Annotated in this window: 25 protein-coding genes and 3 tRNA genes; 5 read left to right on the plus strand and 23 right to left on the minus strand. The window is 70.3% G+C overall.

All coding sequences use genetic code 11. From position 1 onward, the window contains the following. Positions 1–5: 5 nt before the first annotated feature. The 18 genes from AB0N02_RS34015 to AB0N02_RS34100 form a co-directional block, all read right to left on the minus strand. Complete coding sequence (locus AB0N02_RS34015; RefSeq protein WP_363954917.1) at positions 6–785, minus strand: hypothetical protein; 780 nt, start codon at positions 783–785, stop codon at positions 6–8. Further along, positions 785–2,629, minus strand: coding sequence for a UvrD-helicase domain-containing protein (locus AB0N02_RS34020; protein ID WP_363954920.1), 1,845 nt, complete (start codon positions 2,627–2,629; stop codon positions 785–787). The genes AB0N02_RS34015 and AB0N02_RS34020 overlap by 1 nt, the downstream gene beginning before the upstream one ends. A gap of 92 nt (positions 2,630–2,721) precedes the next feature. Continuing rightward, positions 2,722–3,024: a hypothetical protein gene (locus AB0N02_RS34025; RefSeq protein ID WP_363954922.1), complete on the minus strand. Its 303-nt coding sequence runs from the start codon at positions 3,022–3,024 to the stop codon at positions 2,722–2,724. Between the two features lie 248 nt (positions 3,025–3,272). Then, positions 3,273–3,608 (minus strand): hypothetical protein, encoded by a 336-nt coding sequence (locus AB0N02_RS34030; protein WP_363954925.1) that lies wholly within the window; start codon positions 3,606–3,608, stop codon positions 3,273–3,275. Further along, entirely contained in the window at positions 3,605–3,802 is a 198-nt protein-coding gene (locus AB0N02_RS34035) for a hypothetical protein (RefSeq protein WP_363954928.1), read from the minus strand. Before AB0N02_RS34035 ends, AB0N02_RS34030 begins: the two co-directional genes overlap by 4 nt. Next, positions 3,799–4,632, minus strand: coding sequence for a DUF2303 family protein (locus AB0N02_RS34040; RefSeq protein ID WP_363954931.1), 834 nt, complete (start codon positions 4,630–4,632; stop codon positions 3,799–3,801). Before AB0N02_RS34040 ends, AB0N02_RS34035 begins: the two co-directional genes overlap by 4 nt. Beyond that, a complete protein-coding gene (locus tag AB0N02_RS34045) occupies positions 4,629–5,000 on the minus strand; it encodes a hypothetical protein (protein WP_363954934.1) in 372 nt (123 codons plus the stop codon). Before AB0N02_RS34045 ends, AB0N02_RS34040 begins: the two co-directional genes overlap by 4 nt. Next, positions 4,997–5,236 (minus strand): helix-turn-helix transcriptional regulator, encoded by a 240-nt coding sequence (locus tag AB0N02_RS34050; RefSeq protein ID WP_363954937.1) that lies wholly within the window; start codon positions 5,234–5,236, stop codon positions 4,997–4,999. The genes AB0N02_RS34045 and AB0N02_RS34050 overlap by 4 nt, the downstream gene beginning before the upstream one ends. Continuing rightward, the gene (locus tag AB0N02_RS34055; RefSeq protein WP_363954940.1) at positions 5,233–5,799 is read right to left on the minus strand and encodes a hypothetical protein; all 567 of its coding nucleotides are present in this window, start codon (positions 5,797–5,799) and stop codon (positions 5,233–5,235) included. The genes AB0N02_RS34050 and AB0N02_RS34055 overlap by 4 nt, the downstream gene beginning before the upstream one ends. Next, complete coding sequence (locus AB0N02_RS34060; protein ID WP_363954943.1) at positions 5,792–6,250, minus strand: hypothetical protein; 459 nt, start codon at positions 6,248–6,250, stop codon at positions 5,792–5,794. The genes AB0N02_RS34055 and AB0N02_RS34060 overlap by 8 nt, the downstream gene beginning before the upstream one ends. Next, the gene (locus AB0N02_RS34065) at positions 6,247–6,669 is read right to left on the minus strand and encodes a hypothetical protein (RefSeq protein WP_363954946.1); all 423 of its coding nucleotides are present in this window, start codon (positions 6,667–6,669) and stop codon (positions 6,247–6,249) included. The genes AB0N02_RS34060 and AB0N02_RS34065 overlap by 4 nt, the downstream gene beginning before the upstream one ends. Then, positions 6,666–6,893 carry a hypothetical protein gene (locus AB0N02_RS34070; RefSeq protein ID WP_363954949.1) on the minus strand — a complete coding sequence of 76 codons (228 nt, stop codon included), beginning with the start codon at positions 6,891–6,893 and terminating at the stop codon, positions 6,666–6,668. Before AB0N02_RS34070 ends, AB0N02_RS34065 begins: the two co-directional genes overlap by 4 nt. Next, positions 6,890–7,162, minus strand: a complete 273-nt coding sequence (locus AB0N02_RS34075; RefSeq protein ID WP_363954952.1) for a hypothetical protein — start codon at positions 7,160–7,162, stop codon at positions 6,890–6,892. The genes AB0N02_RS34070 and AB0N02_RS34075 overlap by 4 nt, the downstream gene beginning before the upstream one ends. Then, positions 7,159–7,341: a BldC family transcriptional regulator gene (locus AB0N02_RS34080; RefSeq protein WP_363954955.1), complete on the minus strand. Its 183-nt coding sequence runs from the start codon at positions 7,339–7,341 to the stop codon at positions 7,159–7,161. The genes AB0N02_RS34075 and AB0N02_RS34080 overlap by 4 nt, the downstream gene beginning before the upstream one ends. After that, the gene (locus tag AB0N02_RS34085) at positions 7,341–7,583 is read right to left on the minus strand and encodes a hypothetical protein (RefSeq protein ID WP_363954958.1); all 243 of its coding nucleotides are present in this window, start codon (positions 7,581–7,583) and stop codon (positions 7,341–7,343) included. Before AB0N02_RS34085 ends, AB0N02_RS34080 begins: the two co-directional genes overlap by 1 nt. Further along, complete coding sequence (locus AB0N02_RS34090; RefSeq protein ID WP_363954961.1) at positions 7,580–8,173, minus strand: hypothetical protein; 594 nt, start codon at positions 8,171–8,173, stop codon at positions 7,580–7,582. Before AB0N02_RS34090 ends, AB0N02_RS34085 begins: the two co-directional genes overlap by 4 nt. A gap of 85 nt (positions 8,174–8,258) precedes the next feature. Further along, entirely contained in the window at positions 8,259–8,564 is a 306-nt protein-coding gene (locus AB0N02_RS34095) for a hypothetical protein (protein WP_363954963.1), read from the minus strand. Next, positions 8,564–8,761, minus strand: a complete 198-nt coding sequence (locus AB0N02_RS34100; RefSeq protein ID WP_363954966.1) for a helix-turn-helix domain-containing protein — start codon at positions 8,759–8,761, stop codon at positions 8,564–8,566. The genes AB0N02_RS34095 and AB0N02_RS34100 overlap by 1 nt, the downstream gene beginning before the upstream one ends. Positions 8,762–8,930: 169 nt before the next feature. On the opposite strand from AB0N02_RS34100, the gene AB0N02_RS34105 reads away from it, so the two are divergent. Together AB0N02_RS34105 and AB0N02_RS34110 are read left to right on the plus strand one after the other, a co-directional pair. Then, positions 8,931–9,440 (plus strand): helix-turn-helix transcriptional regulator, encoded by a 510-nt coding sequence (locus AB0N02_RS34105; protein WP_363954969.1) that lies wholly within the window; start codon positions 8,931–8,933, stop codon positions 9,438–9,440. 148 nt (positions 9,441–9,588) lie between these two features. Continuing rightward, positions 9,589–9,804: a hypothetical protein gene (locus AB0N02_RS34110; RefSeq protein ID WP_363954972.1), complete on the plus strand. Its 216-nt coding sequence runs from the start codon at positions 9,589–9,591 to the stop codon at positions 9,802–9,804. A 149-nt stretch (positions 9,805–9,953) separates the two neighbouring features. Here the strand turns inward: AB0N02_RS34110 and AB0N02_RS34115 are convergent, their stop codons facing one another. Continuing rightward, complete coding sequence (locus AB0N02_RS34115) at positions 9,954–10,940, minus strand: tyrosine-type recombinase/integrase (protein WP_363954975.1); 987 nt, start codon at positions 10,938–10,940, stop codon at positions 9,954–9,956. Between the two features lie 294 nt (positions 10,941–11,234). On the opposite strand from AB0N02_RS34115, the gene AB0N02_RS34120 reads away from it, so the two are divergent. Next, positions 11,235–12,575 carry an alpha/beta hydrolase-fold protein gene (locus AB0N02_RS34120; RefSeq protein ID WP_363954978.1) on the plus strand — a complete coding sequence of 447 codons (1,341 nt, stop codon included), beginning with the start codon at positions 11,235–11,237 and terminating at the stop codon, positions 12,573–12,575. 51 nt (positions 12,576–12,626) lie between these two features. Here the strand turns inward: AB0N02_RS34120 and AB0N02_RS34125 are convergent. The 3 genes from AB0N02_RS34125 to AB0N02_RS34135 all read right to left on the minus strand — a co-directional run bounded on the left by AB0N02_RS34125 (position 12,627) and on the right by AB0N02_RS34135 (position 12,881). Next, positions 12,627–12,701: transfer RNA gene (locus AB0N02_RS34125), tRNA-Val, on the minus strand. A gap of 15 nt (positions 12,702–12,716) precedes the next feature. Further along, positions 12,717–12,787 (minus strand) — tRNA-Cys (locus tag AB0N02_RS34130). A gap of 22 nt (positions 12,788–12,809) precedes the next feature. Next, positions 12,810–12,881 (minus strand) — tRNA-Gly (locus AB0N02_RS34135). Between the two features lie 385 nt (positions 12,882–13,266). On the opposite strand from AB0N02_RS34135, the gene hutH reads away from it, so the two are divergent. Then, positions 13,267–14,814, plus strand: coding sequence for a histidine ammonia-lyase (hutH, locus tag AB0N02_RS34140; protein WP_363954981.1), 1,548 nt, complete (start codon positions 13,267–13,269; stop codon positions 14,812–14,814). 50 nt (positions 14,815–14,864) lie between these two features. Here the strand turns inward: hutH and AB0N02_RS34145 are convergent, their stop codons facing one another. Continuing rightward, the gene (locus AB0N02_RS34145; protein WP_363954983.1) at positions 14,865–16,220 is read right to left on the minus strand and encodes an NAD(P)-binding domain-containing protein; all 1,356 of its coding nucleotides are present in this window, start codon (positions 16,218–16,220) and stop codon (positions 14,865–14,867) included. Here AB0N02_RS34145 and AB0N02_RS34150 point away from each other — a divergent pair. Continuing rightward, the gene (locus tag AB0N02_RS34150; RefSeq protein WP_363954986.1) at positions 16,132–17,034 is read left to right on the plus strand and encodes a LysR family transcriptional regulator; all 903 of its coding nucleotides are present in this window, start codon (positions 16,132–16,134) and stop codon (positions 17,032–17,034) included. The genes AB0N02_RS34145 and AB0N02_RS34150 overlap by 89 nt on opposite strands. The last annotated feature ends 2 nt before the right edge of the window (positions 17,035–17,036 follow it).

Raw genomic sequence — 17,036 nt, forward strand, 5'->3', positions numbered from 1 at the left:
ATCGTTTACTTGGTGGTGGCTCCCGGGCAGCCCCGGGAGAGGTCGGTGGAACCGGGCTGGAAGTAGGCGCAGTACGTGCAGTACGCCTCGGTGGCCGGGAACATGGCCCAGTTCTGCGGGTTGGTGGCGGGGTCGAGCGCGTCCAGGGCGACCAGGACGTTGTCGAGCCGCTCCAGCGCCCCGAGCGCGATGGACCGGTCGTACGGCTCCGTCCAGACGTGCAGGCCATCGATGCGTCCGCCACGGGGCAGGAACGTGATGGCGACGTGCTCGACCTGCTCGCCCGCGTTCTCCTGGCCGAGGCCGTAGGTGTGCGCCTGGATCCGGTACTGGTCGCCCGGCCCCTTGGTCCGGTAGTCCTTGAGCCGGTCGGCGCCGACGATCTTCCAGTCGTTGTTGACGCGGAGGTCGCGGTCGTACAGGTCGGCGGATCCGTAGATGTTGCCGCGGATGTGAAGCCGCTTTTCGACGAGGTAGCGTTCGCGGCCGAGCCGCCGGTTCTCGGCCTCGTAGGTCTCGGCCATCCAGGTGTGGGTGGCGGTGCCGATGATCGACGCCCACGGGTCCGAGTCGGTGTTGACCTCAGGCCAGTCGAGGAGCTTGTACGCCATCCGCCTGGTGCAGGGCATGCCGATCTCGGAGGGGCCGATGACGCGCTGCAGGGATCTCGGGGCGTTGGCTCCGGCGTTCTTGACGGTCTGCACGACGGACGTGGCGATGGTGGCGGCCAGGCCGGACAGCGGGACGGTGGCCCATCCCGCGTCCGGCTGGGAGAACATCGCCATCACGACTCGTCCACGAGCTTGAAGGGCCGGGCGGCCTTCTTCTCGACGAGGTACGCCTGGTAGATGTCGGGATGGTCCTGCGCGAGGCGCTTGCCGTCGAGCTGCGTGCCGGGCTTGGACGTCTTCCAGGTGACGGCGGGGCGGCCGTGGACGGTGGCCTCCTCCCGGTCGCCCAGGAAGTCCTTGAGCTTCTCGACGGCCTGCGCCTCGATGTCCGCCCACCGGGTCTTGTTGGCCTTCGCCTCCTTGGCGAGGTTCAGCCACCCGACCATCGACTCCGGCAGGTCCGTACCGATCGGCTCCGGGTGGGGCACGAGCACGTCGAAGGGCAGCGTCTCGGCCGCCGGTACCGGGTCGGGGAGCAGTCCGCCGGCCGTGAGGGCCGAGCAGTCCAGGCCCTCTTGGGCGCGGGTGACGGCGACGTAGGCCAGCATCACCTCGGCCGGGACGAGGGTGCCCTCCTTGTCGTACGGCTCCGGAAAGTCCGCGGCGAGCCGCACCGTGGGCCACTCGCGGCCCTTGGCGCGGTGCGCGGTGGAGATGATGATGTCGGCGTTGTACTCGTCGACGAGCTGGTCGACGACGTGCAGGATCCGCTCCGGGCCGTGACTGTCGACGAGCTTCACGAACGTCTTCAGATCCTGGCCGCCCGCGTCGTGCTCGGCGTACTCCTGCACCTCCGCCCACGTGTTGAAGGCCATGAGCTCCGGGTGGTAGGTCGGCCGCCCGGACTTCAGGTCCTGGCAGGCTTCGGCGAGACGGCGGATGTCGTCGCCGCCGCCGACCAGCGCGGGCTTACGGCCGACGGCGAGGGCGGCGATGACCTGGCCGACGGCTCCGGCGTTGGTGCGGCACAGCACGGCGCGGGGGGCCGGGATCCGCTCGATCCGGGAGTTCCGGTTCGGGTTGCCGACGAGCCGCAACGGGGCGCCGAGGAGCTCTAGGTGCTCGTTGGCCTCGTCGGCGATCCGCTGCCCGAACCTGAAGCTCTGGGAGAGCATCAGCCGGGCCCCGTTGAAGGACTCCATGGCGTCGACCGCGCCCCGCCACCCGTAGATGGCCTGGGACTGGTCGCCGACCAGGATCTTCTGCCCGGCCTGCGCTTCGACGATCTGCGCGATCACCGGGTTCGCGTCCTGAGCTTCGTCGAGGAAGATCAGATCGGCCGGGAGTGTGGGGTGGGTGAGTGCCCAGATCTTCAGGTAGTGGTCATGCTGAAACTTGAGTCGACCGTTTACCGAGGTGATGTCGTGCCACGCCTGGTGAATCATCGGCACCAGGCGGCGCCGCAGTTCCATCTGGGCCATGGGCTCTTCCAGGCCGGGAACCGGGGGGATGTGGACGTCGCCGGGCGTCTCCCAGTCGCTGTGGCAGAAGCGGGTGAGTGCGTCCATCACCAGCCGGGCAACCTTCACGGAGGTGAGAGCGTGGGCGCCGAGGTCGAGCACGGCCGGAATCTGGAGGATCCGGGCGACCTCGCGGGCGGGCACGCGGGGCCCGTTGAGGCGGTGCTCGAACTGGCGGCCGACCGTGGCGAACGCCAGCGAGTGGGCGGTGCGGCACTGGACGTGGGCGGGGAACGAGGCGGCGGCGTCCTGCGCGATGGCCTTGTTGTAAGCCAGGTACAGGCCGCGCTGTGTGGTGCTCGCGGCGATCATCTTGAGCGTGCTGGTCTTGCCGGTTCCGGCTCCGGCCTCGATGACGAGGTCCTGGCCGGTCTGCGCGGCGGTGAGGATGGCGGCCTGTTCGGGGGTGGGCGGGTGTTGGAACACCGGCGCCACCGGAGCCACGGGAACGGCCGGGGCGGGCGCGGTGAAGGTGGCGCCGCCGGGCTGAGTGAACATCTGCTCGCCTCCTTTCTGTCGTGAAGCGGGGGAGGGGGAGGAGGGGGGCGTCCCGGGGATTGACCCCGCCCCGGGACGCCCCGGTCAGGGGGTCAGGCGACGGCGGGGGCCCAGCTGCTGCCCTGGTAGCGGGTGACGAGGTGCGCGTCGACGGCGATGCCCCACCGCTTCTGGATCCGGGTCCCGGCCGCCAGCTGGTTCTCGGCCTTCGCGCGGTCCCAGGCCCCCCGGAGGCCGTAGTAGGTGCGGACCTCCAGGTCGCCCTCCTCGTCGAGGAAGGTCAGCTTCACGCCGTACTCGCACGCCTGCGTGAGCTCGGTCATGATCCGGGGCGCCCGGCAGGAGGCGAGGAGTTCGGGGACGGTCTGGCGCGAGCGGGGGAGGGTGACGGTCATGGCCTGAGCTCCTGGGATCCGAGTGTTCCGTGATGCCCCACGATGTTCCTCGGGGCGATGATGGGACACTATCTCATGGGCCATCATGGTGCAACATGGTACATCGAGGGGCGTGAAAAAGCGGGACTTACAGGACGCGGACCCGCCCCTGACCGCACCGTGAGCAGCGCTGATACGCCACCTGGCCGATCGGATCCACCGTCACCCACCGGTGCCTCCACAGACACCGTCGCGGGGCGGGCGGGGCGTCACGGGACATGGACCACCCCGGTATCCCGCGCCATGTTCGCCTCCTGCAACCGGGCGAGCCGCGCCTCCAGTGCCTGGACCGTCGCCTGCAGCTGGAGCACGGTGGCCCGGTCACCACCGACCGGCGCCGGCCGCCACACGCTCCGGGACTCCGCGGTCTGCCGGGCGAGCTGCTCGGCCGCCAGGTGCCGGCGGAGCTCGCCGCATTTGATTTCGAGGTCGGCGGCCTCCTCCCGGGCCTCCGTCAGGAACTCGTCGGCCTCGGCCAGACGATCCCGGAGGCGATCGATGGCACGGACGAGGCCGGTCCGGGTGCGGAACCAGTCACGGATCATGGGATGTCCTTTCCGCGGGGTTCACCCAGCAGGTTCGTGATGAAGTCGGCGACGCCGTAGCAGGTCCGCCAGGTCACCGTGGTGACCCGGGCACCGCAGCGCGTCGCCACGGTGATCTGCGCGTCCCGGGGAGGCGAAACAGGGGGAAGCCCCCCACCGAAGCCGGTGAGGGGCGTGGTGCTGGGGACGGTCACGGCGAGGGCGTCCCGCGCATGATGACGATGCCGAGCGCCGTCTCGACCTGGCCTACCACCGCGAGCACCGCATCACGCAGCACCGCGGCCGTGTCGTCCAGCAGATAGACCACCTGCAGACTGCCGCCCTGGATCCGATAGCGGAACCGCGCGTCGATCCCGTACACCGTCGGGTCCTCGCCCTCGGCCACCGGCAGCTCGAGACACTTCACCGCGATCTTGAACACGGTGGGAACCTGCAACTGCCCCTTCGCGCCGGCGGACGCGTCGGTAGTCTCCTCGAACACCAGGCGCCGGTCGCCGGACGCGAGAGGCATGGCCGAGGAGAAGTTCACCTTCGTCTTTGCCTGGAACGTGGTCGCGATCTCCAGCATGTCGGCCGCCGACGGCTCCCGGATATCGCCGAGGTGATCCTCGACGAACTCAGCGAACGTCTGCTGCGACATGGGCTTGCGGTCCTGGCCGACCCACTCCTGCCACGCCTTCGTGGTGCGCAGCTGGAGGACGAGCCGGTGGTCACCCCACCGCGGATCGATGCTGGTGTGCGCGTTGATGACGGCCGTGATGCGCTTGCCGTCGACGTCGACGTACACCTCGGACGCCTCGTCGGCGTGCTTGCCGTAGTAGTGCAGGAACGAGGCGACGTCCTCGACGACGACGGTGCCGGTCTTGCGTTGCGGGCTCTCCCGGTCGCGGTCGAGCAGGTCCACTACGTGCACACGGTCGTTCAGCTTGTAGCCGTAGATGGCGCCGGGCTCCAGCTCATCAGGCGCCTGAGCGCCGTTGAGGGCCTGGATTAGGGCGTCGTTCTCCGTACGGAGCTCGCTCACTTGTTGATCTCCTTGACGTGGTCGTGGTTGACGGCCCGGCCGACCTCGCGCAGGCCGGGCAGGGCGATCTGGCGGGGGTCGTCGCGGACGAGGTTGTTGTCGCTGTCGGCGAAGAACACCGAGGAGATGGGCTCGCCCTTCGGTGGCGTGATGGTGGCCTGCGCCGAGACGACGAGCGCGTTCGAGTCGCCCTTCATCGGCGCGATCTCGACCTTCAGCGCGAACGTGCCCTTCTTGCCGTGCTCGCGGACGGCCCGGACCAGGTCCTGCAGCTGGACGGCGGCCTCGTCGACCACCTGCCCCTGCTTGAGGTCGCGGAGTACGTCGGCGAGCGGGCGCACCTGGCCACGCTCGGAGGTAGCGGTCACGCTGTCTTCCTTTCAACGGGGGATTCGAGGGGGAGGAGAGCCAGGCGCAGGCCGAGGGCCCGCGCGTGGGCATCAAGGGAGTAGAGGTCGGGGGTGGTGTAGCCGGTTTCCCGATGGGACACCGTGACCCCGCGCCGCGACAGATACAGCCGTTCGGCGAGCTCATCCTGGGTGAGACCGAGCTCGCGCCGCCGGTGGGCGAGGGCCCGCATGATCGGGTGAGGGCGGGACGTCACCGCGCCACCGCCTCGGGCCATGCGACCTTGGCGAGCGCGTCGCGATGGGTTCTGGGCATCTCGACGATCCGGTGGCCGAGCGCCTCCATGCCAGCCGCGCGCAGCCACCAGGCGTCGACCTGGTTGTCATCGCGCAGGTCGATCCCGGCGCGCTGGAACAGAGCCATCCGCATGTCGGCCTTGGTGGCATTCCCTCGGCCGGTCGCGTACTTCTTCAGGCTGCTCGGTGGGACGACGGCGTACGGCACGTCACGGCCGTCCAGCTGGTAGGCGACCAGCCACCACAGCCCGGCGGCTTCGTGATGGCCGGCGCCGGACATGCTGCCGTAGGACGGCCCTTCGATCACCACCAGGTCGACCCCCTGGGTGACGTGACCCATGACGGCAGAGCAGATCCAGGCCAGGCGGTCGGTGCCGCGCAGGTCTCCGCAGGTGACCCGCTCGGTGTATCCGTCGGTGCGGGCGATGCCGGTGGCGGTGAGGGACAGGTCTAGGCCCATGGTGCGCGGGGTGGCGCCCGCCGCCGGGCCCATGGTGAGCTCGGCGGGGGACAGGTCACCCACGGCCACCACCGTCTTCCTGCTCGGCTCGGCGCGCGGCCCGCACCTGGACGGCCTCGTGGGCGGCGGTGCCCTCGGTGGTTTCCGCGCTGCACGGACAGTCCTGGACGGTCCACTTCACGCCGGGCGCCACGAGCGCACTGCAACCGAACGGGTTCTTCTGGCCCTGCTCGCACAGTCGGGCCGTGCAACACGAGCAGTCCGGGCACGCGGCCGGGGCCAGCCGCACCCACCGGTGCCCGTCGGGAGCGTCGACCGGCACCCGGCCGGGGACGGCCGCGGCGGCCAGGGCGGTGATGCCCTCGACCGGCAGCCCGGTCAGGAGGGCGACATAGATGGCGAGGAGACAGGCGGTCCCGCACAGGGTGGCGTGGAGCCAACGGTTGCGGCGGGCGGCCGCCACCCCGAGGAGGGCAGCGGCCACCGCGAGGACCGCGCAAAAGAAGGTGCTCACTGGGGTACCTCGCGCTCCAGCACGTCACCACGCCAGAGAGCCGCCAGGTCCCGGCGCCACTGCGTGACCCGCCACTCGTCGACCCACCCCGTGCGCAAGCACGCCCGCCCCGGATGACCATGCTCCGTGAAGACGGCGAGCACGTCGCCGAGGATCTTCTGAGACGCGACGAACCGCTCCTCGGCCTGGACCGCGCGCTGCCGCCACTCGTCGTCCGCGCGACCGAGGGCCTGCTCGAAGTCGTCGAGCTGGGCGACCGCGCGGCCGTGGTTCTGGCCGGCGGGGGCGCCGATGAGGGCCTCGGCGACACTGTCGGCGTAGCCGACGGCGACGTTGTGCGGCGAGCACCACGTCTGCATGTTGCGGGCCAGCGTGATGACTCGCTGGAGGGCGGCGGCTGTCTGCTCCGGGGGGATCATGATGCGCCGTCTTTCTGGGGAGTGCGGAAAGGGGCGAGCGTCACGTCGAGCAGCACGACCACCAGGAGGGCGGTGCCGTAGCCCATGGGAGGGATCGCGGGGAGCCAGCCGTGCAGCACCCGCAGCAGCTGAATCAGAGCCCAGGCTGCCAGCAGGTACAGTGCGGCGACCGTGATCAGCCTGGCAGCCAGGCGCTGGCCGGGTTTCTGCTTCGGGCCGGTCACGCCGGACCTCCGTCCGGCTCGGACGCGGCGGGGCGCATGGGCTCGAACGGCGCCCGCCCCGCCTCGCTGTACGGGTAGCCGGCCGGGAACGCCAGCGTCGGCGTCGGCCCCTGGGGAACGGCGTGCGCTTCGGCGTGCGCCAGCAGCGCCGACCACTCGTCCAGCACCGCCCGCGACGCGGACAGCCGCGCCTCGTCAGCGGCCGCCTGGTCCTGGCAGATCTTCACCTGGTCGCGCAGACGCGCGATCGTCTCGATGCTGAACGTCACGACGCCTCCCGGCTGGTGAGGAGGGTGTGGACCTCGGCCTTGAAGAACCGGCGGTGACCGCCCGGCGTGCGGACGGACGTGAGCTTGCCCTCGTTCGCCCAGCGGTTGACGGTCTTCGGGTCAACCCGGAACATGGTGGCGACCTCTCCGGGGGTGAGCAGCGGCTCGGGTTCGGACATCAGACCTCCTCGGCCTGGGGGGTGATAAGGACGACCTCGAACTCGGGTCGCCGGTGGTAGGGGCGCTCTTCGCCGGTCTCGATGACCCGGGCCATCACGTCCCACGCCGGGCACAGGACGTTGCGGCACGGCGCGGGCGGGGCGAGGATCTCGACCGCGGCCGGGACCGTGGGGGAGTCGGGCAGGCGGTAGACGAGGGGGATGCGGGCGAGGGTGCCGGGGGTCAGGTCGCGGAACTTCACGCCGCACCGCCGAGGGGGCCGGTCGCGGGGCCGTTCTCGAAGTCGTTGTACGGCTCCGCCTTCTCGACGCGGGTCAGCGGGCCGTACTGAGCGCTGACGAAGCTCCACGTCTCGTTCGTCGAGGTTCCAGTCATGTGCAGCAGGACCTGGCCGCCGTGGTGGACGACCTTCCACACGTCGCCTTCATCGTCCAGCCACCGGTCGCCGACCCGCAGCGTGGGCTCCTCGGCGGGCTTCGGCCGGTAGACCTTCGTGAGCGGGCCGTACTCGATGTGGAAGTGCCGCCAGAGGTTCACGACGCCGTCGGCGTCCTGCAGCAGGATCTCTCCGTTCGGGCTGTCCAGGTAGGCGAACCGTTCGACGCCGAGCGAGTCCTTCCAGATGTCGCCGGGCTGCGGCTCACCCTCGGCCGGGACCAGGCGCTCGACGGTGACGGCGTCGAGCGGCACGGTCACGTCGTAGAGGCCCGCCGGGTTTTCCAGGGCGATCGTGAGCTCGCCGGGGTAGAGCTCTTCGCCGTCGGTGACGTGCGCGACGGCTCCTTCGACGATGACGCGGACGCGCTCGCCGACCTTGTACTGTTCAGGCATGGCCTGACCCTTCGTTTCGTGGAATCGGATTGGTGGGGTTGGTGCCTACGGGCGCCCGGCCGGTGGCTCGGTCGGGCAGCCCGGTCTACGCCGACCGGCGCAACGAGCGCTTCGTGTCGGCAGCCGCAGTCGCGGTCTTCTTCGCGGCGCGCGCCGCAGCGGCCCGGCTGGACAGCTGCGTCATGTACGCCCGGTGGTAGTTCTCCGCAGCCTTGACGATGTCCTTCTCGGGGACGACGCCTTCGGCGCGGACGTGGGCGATCCAGTAGTCCCGCGACACCGGCGACTTTCGGCGGGCGGGCGCGGTCCGCTCGGTGCGGTTCGGGGTGCGCGCCCACGAGATGTTCCCCGCGATCCGGGCCGACCGGGACTTCTGCTCGGGGGTGGCCATCAGTTGGCCGCCCTCTGCTCGCTGGTCTTGTACTTCCGGTAGGAGGTCGCGAGGATCCTCCACCGTCCCTGCTGGCCTGGGTGCGTCTTGGTGGCCTCCAAGGCGCCCCTGCGGATGGCGCGGATTACGGTCCGCCGTTCGACGCCGAGATCGGCAGCCACGTACGGCACCGTCACGTATGCGCTCTCCGTCTCCATGAGACCTCCGTGGTACATCGTGGTACATCAGAGAGTCACGGTACATCAGGGGAAATGATGGGTCAACGTGGTGCATGTTGGGGCGCAAGTCATGCTGAGTGAGTGATTTATGTCATGGTCGTGTCATGATTCTGGGTTCCCGATGGAGCATCGTGGTACAACATGGCCCATGGGGAGAGAGCAGAGAGAACACAGCCCGCCGCCCGCCCGAGCCTTATGGGAACGCGTCGAACGCGAACGCATCGCCCGCGGCTGGACTACGGTCCAGCTGGCCAAAGAGGCCGGCGTCGATCGGAAAACACACGGCCGCCTCAAAGACAGTGCGCGCAGCCCGCTCCCTGAGACAGTGCACGCCTTCGCCCGGACACTGAACATCCCGCTCGAAGAAGCGTTCATCCTCGCGGGGCTGGACCCCGCCGCGGCCGCCGTGGGGGAGACCGTAGAACCTGAGTCCGAGCCTGAGCCCGTAGATCCGCTCGATGACCTCCTCGCCCGTGTTCCCGCTTGGCGCCGCCGGATCTGGGAACGCGTACGCGCTGAGGAGCGGGAGCGCTACGAGCGGCAGAGTGCGACAGCCCGCGAGGACTACGAACGCGCCCTGTCTCGTATTGAGGAAGTCCTAAAGCTGGAGATAGAGGCTGACCGAAAATCCTCCGAGGAGGGCAAGGAGAAGGACTAGAACGTACTTGCGGGATTCTTGCGGGATTTCCGTGCTGTTTGTCGGCAGCCGGGTGTTATATGGGGCATGCAGTAATCCAGCGTTCAACTAGCTGGATGATCCGTTCATGGCGCGTTCCATGACCGCGTCATGCTTGCCTGGAGGCTCCATGCTCCTCTTACCCGGCGCCATCACCCTGTGGGCGCTGTCCGTCGCCTACGCTGTGGCAGACCTTCTCATCCCCGACCAGCCCATTCCGGACTCCGTACACCATCTCCTCCTCGCCGCAGCACTCACCACCACCCTGCTCTGGAGTACCCGTCATCACGTGGAACTCGACTACCGCGCGGGCTACCGCGACGGCCACCGCGACGGAGCTGGCTGACCTGATCGACCCCTGGTGCTGCGCGCCCCCGACACCGCGACCAGCACCGACGCCCCGCTCACAGGTGACTATGTGAGCGCGGCCCCCGAACTCCCCGCCGGGCCCACCTGACGCTGCCGGTGGAGCCCGCAGCGGGGACCCCACACCACCTACAGCCGATCCGACGGCGACAACCGCGCGTGCGTCTCCCGCGCCCGCTCATGCGCCAGATCCTCGGTGTAGTGCCGCACCATCGCCGCAGACTTCCACCCCAGGATCGACTGCACGTCGTTCGGATGCGCGCCGGCCGCCAGCAGATCATGGGCTGCCGTGCCCCTGAACATGTGCGGCCCCACCTTCTCGATACCGGCCTGGTTGCCGCGCTTCTCCAGCAACTCCGTCACCCCCCAGCGAGTCAATGCCTTGCCGCGGCTCCCCAGCCAGAGATTCGGCAGACCAGCGAGCGTGTGGCGGGCCCGGACCCGCAGGTACCGGTCCAGCGCCTGGACGGCCTTCGCACCTATCGGCGCCCAGTGCTGGTCACCTCCCTTGAGGGTGATGCGCAGACGTCGGCCTCGGAGGTCGACGTCGTCGAGCATGAGGCCGGTCACTCCGTCCAGCCGCATGCCGTTGTCGATCAGGATCCTGAGCACCGCTGTGTCCCGCCGGTCCAGAAAACCCGGTCCCTTGCAGGCGGCCAGGAGCGCCGACAGCTCCTCGTCGCTGAGATACCGCCGGACCTTCTTCGGCACCTTCGGCGCGTCCGCCCGCAGCACGGGGGACAGGGTGCTCCTCTCCTCCTCGTCGATCATCCACCGGAACCACACGGACAGGTTCCGGTGGTGGGCGGCCGAGGTGTGGACGCTGGTCCGTTCCTGCTCGGACACCAGGAAGGCGCGCACGTGCTCGGCCTCGACTCCTTCGCCGTCGTCCGGCATGCCGTGTTCGGTGAGGTAGGCGATGAATGCCCGTGCTGATCGGGTGTACGACAAGATCGTGTTTTTGGCCTTGTTCGCGGCCCTCAGCGCCAGGATCCAGGAGTCCAGGAGGGCGGGTAGGGGAGTGCCGGCGGGGACGGTGGGGCGTGCCGGGCGGCGGTTCCGGCGGGGGCGGGCGGGGCGGAGGGGTATGACGTTCTCGGGAGTGGTTTTGGACATGGAGGGGGCTCCTGCTCTCATCGCGGGAACGGCCGATTATTTGGCATTCCACCTATGTACGGATGAGCAGCAGCGGATTTCCTCTCACCGAGGACGGACCGTAACCCCTGTGAACTGCGGAAACCGGTCGCCGGAGCGGGGAAGGGAATGCAACATGCATCCCTCATGAGAGGACATTAAACGGTGATGGCCGCCGCCTCATGCAAGCCCGGCCAACACGACCTTAACTGTGCCCTTACCCGGGCTGAGTAACTTTGGAGATCCTGAAGGGCGGGGGAACCGGGAGAGAACGGCATGGGAATCACGGCTGGGAAGCTGCAGCTTCTGTTCGGCCTGCTCGCGCTGGTCGCCCTCGCCGTGTCGATCTGGGCGTGGCCGCTGCTGAGCGGGCGGAACTGGAAGGCCGTGCTCGGCAGGGCCGGGGTGCTCCTGGGTAACCAGATTCTCACCTTGGTCGCGCTCGGCCTGGTCGTCAACGCCTACTTCGGGTTCTACGGCTCCTGGAGCGACCTGCTCGGTACCGACGGCGGTACGGCGCCCATCGTCGTCGGCGATGAGAACCCGGATCCCGGCAGGAGCCCGGCCGCCGCCGGGCGTCCCGGCAGGGTGACCGACGAGGGACAGGTGGCCCTGCCTCCCGGTGTGGGCGGCAGACTGGAGCAGGTCGTCATCTCGGGGACCGCGTCCGGCATCAGCTCCACGGCGTACGTCTACCTGCCGCGTCAGTACTTCGACAAGCGGCACGCCGACCGGCGCTTCCCCGCGATCCTGGCGCTGACCGGCTATCCGGGAGACGCCAGGAACCTGATCACCAGGCTGAACCTCCCGGTCGTCGCGGCCAAGGCGATCGACGCGGGGCAGATGCCTCCCACGGTCATGGTGCTCATGCGCCCGACCGTCGTCCCGCCCCGTGACACCGAGTGCATGGACGTTCCCGGCGGCCCCCAGGTGGAGACGTACTTCACCAGGGACCTGCGGGCCTCCATGGCAGCCTCCTACCGGGTCGGTCTCGACGCGCAGAACTGGGGCGTCTTCGGCGGCTCCACCGGGGGCTACTGCGCGCTGAAGATGTCCATGCGGCACCCGGAGTCCTTCTCCGCCGCGGTGTCCCTGTCCGGTTACTACCGCTCGGCCGTCGACATGACCACCGGAGACCTGTTCGGCGGCGACAGCAGGCTGCGCGACGAGAACGACCTGATGTGGCGGCTGAGGAACCTGCCGGTCCCGCCCGTCTCCGTGCTGGTCACCAGCAGCCGCCGGGGGGAGAAGGACTACGACGAGACCCGCCGGTTCCTGGCGCTGGCCAAGGAGCCCATGCGGACCGCGTCCATGATCCTGCCGAGCGGGGGTCACAACTTCAACACCTGGAACCGCGAGATCCCGCAGGTCCTGCCGTGGCTGGGACGGCAGTTGCACTCGCCTTCCGGCCTGCCGCCGGATCGCGGCCACGGTGCGCCGGACCAGGCGGCTCAACCCGCCGGCCCGACGGCCCGGGCCGCCGATCGAGCCGGTCGGCCGGCTCAGCCCACCGGCCGGGCCGACCGGCCCACCGATCTGCTCACCGGGCCCGCCGACGGTCTGCCCGGGCCCGCCGACCGGCTCACCGGGCGGCAGGGGCGGGCGGACCGGGAGTAGCCCGGACCGGAAAGCGAAAGGCTCCCGGGTCACGGACCCGGGAGCCTTGGATGGTGGACGATACAGGGATTGAACCTGTGACCTCTTCCGTGTCAGGGAAGCGCTCTCCCGCTGAGCTAATCGTCCTCGCCGAAGAACAAGAGGTGGAGACGGGATTTGAACCCGTGTACACGGCTTTGCAGGCCGTTGCCTCGCCTCTCGGCCACTCCACCGAGTGGGGCCGTAGCCCCTCCGAGCGGAAGACGGGATTCGAACCCGCGACCCTCACCTTGGCAAGGTGATGCTCTACCACTGAGCCACTTCCGCGTGTGTTTCCGGGCTTACCCGGCCTCACGGACAGAACTTTAGCGAATATTCGCCGACTCCCCAAACCGGAACGTGCATTCACGCCGGTGTGACAGGTGGGCCGGGGTGTGTCCGGCGGCCGGGACGCCCGCCCGCCGTCGCTCCGATCGCCGCGCTCATCGCCGATCGGGCCAGGGCACCCATGTCGGCCGCGTTGCTGGACGGGGCCCTTGGCGCCGCTCTGACCTGTGCTCTTCTGGAGTGGGGATGGTACAGACGAGGGATGGTGCGCCGAGCGGTCGAAGTCACCGAATCGGGCAGGAAAGGGATAGCGGCGATCTTGGCATGTAAGGAGCTAACATCGCATACACCAGTTACGTGAACTCCCAAAAGCGAGAGTGACACCATGCGCGACAACGCGGTCGTGAACGTCGGACCTGAACCGCTGAGCTTCGACGAGGTGGTCAGGGTCGCCCGGCACGGTGCCGAGGTACGCCTCACCGACGACGCCGTGGCGGCCATGGCCGCGGCCCGTACCCGCGTGGACGAGCTCGCCGAGAGCCCCACTCCCGCCTACGGGGTCTCGACCGGGTTCGGCGCCCTGGCCACCCGGCACATCGACCCCTCGCTCCGCGCCCAGCTGCAGCGTTCGCTGGTCCGCTCCCACGCCGCCGGGTCGGGCCCCGAGGTCGAGACCGAGGTCGTCAGGGCGCTGATGCTGCTGCGCCTGCACACCCTGGCGACCGGGCACACCGGTGTACGCCCGAAGACCGCCAAGGTGCTCCAGAGCCTGCTCAACACGGGGATCACCCCCGTGGTGCGCGAGTACGGCAGCCTCGGCTGCTCCGGAGACCTCGCGCCGCTCTCCCACGTGGCCCTCACGATCATGGGCGAGGGCCTCGTCCGCGACGCCGCCGGTGACCTGGTGGAGGCCGCCGAGGCGCTCAAGCGGGCGGGCATCGAGCCCGTTGAGCTGGCGGCCAAGGAGGGACTGGCGCTCATCAACGGCACGGACGGCATGCTGGGCATGCTCATCCTGGCGATGGACGACCTGGGCCGCCTGTTCAAGACCGCCGACGTCGCCGCAGCCATGAGCGTCGAGGCGCTGCTCGGCACCGACCGTGTCTTCGCCGCCGACCTGCAGGCACTGCGCCCCCACCCGGGCCAGGCCGCCAGCGCCGCCAACCTCCGGACCCTGCTCAAGGACTCCGGGATCATGGACTCCCACCGGGACGGCACCTGCACCCGCGTCCAGGACGCCTACTCGCTGCGCTGCGCCCCGCAGGTCGCTGGGGCCGCCCGTGACACGCTCGCGCACGCCGCGACCGTCGCCGCGCGCGAGCTCGCCTCCGCGATCGACAACCCGGTGGTCCTGGCCGACGGCCGGGTGGAGTCCAACGGAAACTTCCACGGCGCCCCCGTCGGCTACGTGCTCGACTTCCTGGCCATCGCCGTCGCCGACGTGGCGAGCATCTCCGAGCGCCGTACCGACCGCATGCTCGACGTCGCCCGCAGCCACGGCCTGCCCGCCTTCCTGGCCGACGACCCCGGCGTGGACTCAGGGCACATGATCGCCCAGTACACCCAGGCCGCGATCGTCTCCGAGCTCAAGCGCCTGGCGGTGCCCGCCAGCGTCGACTCCATCCCGAGCTCCGCCATGCAGGAGGACCACGTCTCCATGGGCTGGTCCGCCGCGCGCAAGCTGCGCCGGTCCGTGGACGGCCTGACCCGGGTGCTCGCGGTGGAGATCCTCACCGCGGCCAGGGCGCTCGACCTGCGCGCGCCGCACCGGCCCGCCCCCGCCACCGGTGCCGTGGTCGCCGCCCTGCGCCAGGTGGTCGCCGGTCCCGGCCCGGACCGCTTCCTCGCCCCCGAGATCGAGTCGGTGGTCCGGCTCGTCGCGGAGAACTCGGTCGTCGCCGCGGCCGAGTCCGTCACGGGGCCGCTGGGATGACCGCGGCCGAGTCCGTCACGGGACCGCCGGGACAGCCGTGGCCGGATCCGTCACGGGGTCGCCGGGACGGCCGCGACCACCTCGATCTCGATCATCAGTCCCGGCACGAACAGCCGTGACACCTCCACGGTCGTGCTGGCCGGGGGCGCACCGGTGATGTGGCGCCCCCGGACGGCCCCGTACTCCGGCAGCAGCGACATGTCGGTGAGGAAGGTCCGGATGTGGGTCACGTCGTCGAACGTGCAGCCCTGGTCGGCGAGGACGCGCGCCAGCAGGTCCATCACGTACTCCGACTGGCGGGTCATGTCCCCCTCGCCGACCACCCGGCCGTCCGCGTCCAGCGCCACCTGCCCGGAGACGAACAGCAGGTTCCCGGCCCTGGTCGCGTGGGAGTAGTACCCGTTGGTCGCCGGGACCGAGGCCGGGTTCAGCTTCCGGACGCCGGTACGGCCCGCCGCGCCGGCGTGCCCGAAGACGGCTGTCAGATCCCTTCCGCCCAGCCCGGCGGAAGCCGCGTCGAGCAGCCTGTCCCTGGCCGCCGCGGCGAGCGTCTGCGCCGGGTGCGAGGCCAGCACCAGGTCCTTGGCCGCGAGTCCGAGGGCGTAGCGGGTCTCGGGCGGCCCGGTCTCGACGACGGGGCGGACCCGCTCGACGAGGGGGCCCAGCGGGGTGTCGCCGAGCACGTCCAGCAGCACAGAGGTGTCCACCCCGGTCGCCTCCGCGTACGCGACGGTCTCGGCGAGCAGCACCTGGGCGGGCACCAGCGCGCTCATCACCGCCAGCTTCGTCGCGGCCCCCGCGCCCAGGCCGCCGACCTCCCGCACTCGCCCGAAGACCTTCAGCGTCTCGCGGCAGCGCGCCAGCTCCCCGGGTGATCCGCCGGCCAGCACCGTCAGCGTGCCGTCCGCGGCGGGTCCCACGCTGCCGAGCACCGGCGCGTCCACCAGCCCGACCTGGGCGGGAAGCCGATCGCGGAGCTCGGCCACCGCCTCGGGGCCGATCGTGGACATCTCCACGACCAGCGCCCCCCGCCGCAGCCCGGGGGCCGCGTCCGAGAGCACCCGCTTCACCGCCGCCGGATCGGCGAGCATCGTGATCACGAGATCGGCCTCCGCCACGGCCTCGGCGGGCGAGGCCGCGCTCGCGGCGCCCTCGATCGTGCGGGGGGTGCGGTTCCAGACCGTGACCTTGTGCCCCGCCGCCACCAGCCGCCGGGCCATCGGGACGCCCATGCGTCCCAGTCCGAGAAAGGAGATCATGCCCCCACGGTAGAGAGAGCCGAAGGCATTCCACCAGCGACTAGATTTCATGTGACCCATGCGAAGGAGGAATGTGTTCGACACCGACTCGCTGCGCCTGCTGGACGCCGTGGCCAGGACCGGATCGTTCACCGCCGCCGCGGCCATGCTCAACTACACCCAGTCCGCCGTCTCCCGGCGCATCGCCTCCCTGGAGCAGCTGGCGGGCGGGCCGCTGTTCGAGCGGCTGCCCCGCGGTGTACGGCTCACGCCCGCCGGCGACGCGCTCCACCGCCACGCGCGGATCACGCTGAACCGGCTGGCCATGGCGGAGGAGGAACTGGCGGGCATCCACGGCGGCTACCGGGGACGGCTGCGCGTCGGCGCGTTCGCCACGGCCAACGTCGCGCTGGTCCCCGGCGCCCTGCGGGCTTTCCGGCGGGAGTTCCCCGAGGTCGCGCTCGTCCCGGTCGAGGGTCCCAGCGGGGGTCTGCTGCGCCGGATGCGCGAGGGCGCCCTCGATGTCGCCGTGGTCAGCGACTATCCGTCCGGCCTGCCGTACGACGAGGAGGTGGAGATCGTCGAGCTGGTCGAGGACGAACTGCTGGTCGCGCTGCCCCGTGACCATCCGCTGGCGGGGGAGGGGGAGGTCGATCTGCGCGAGCTGCGGGAGGAGACCTGGATCGAGGCGCCGCCGCCGGGCGGTACGACCATGCTCGACGAGGCCTGCGCCCGGGCCGGGTTCACTCCCCGCGCCAAGCTCAGGATCGCCGAGTGGACCGGCAAGTTCGGCTTCGTCGCGGCGGGGCTCGGCGTCACGCTGGTGCCCGCCATCGCCGCGCGGGCCGCGCCGGCCGGACTCGTCCTGCGCTCCCTGGGCGATCTCGCCCCGCGCCGGACCGTCTACGCCGCCCTGCCGCGCACGGTCCTGCCCGCTGCCCGCACTCTGGTGAGCCTTCTCGCCGAGGCGGCGGGACAATAGCG

Origin of the sequence: Streptosporangium sp. NPDC051022 (assembly GCF_040683035.1) — a bacterium.
Lineage (GTDB): Bacteria > Actinomycetota > Actinomycetes > Streptosporangiales > Streptosporangiaceae > Streptosporangium.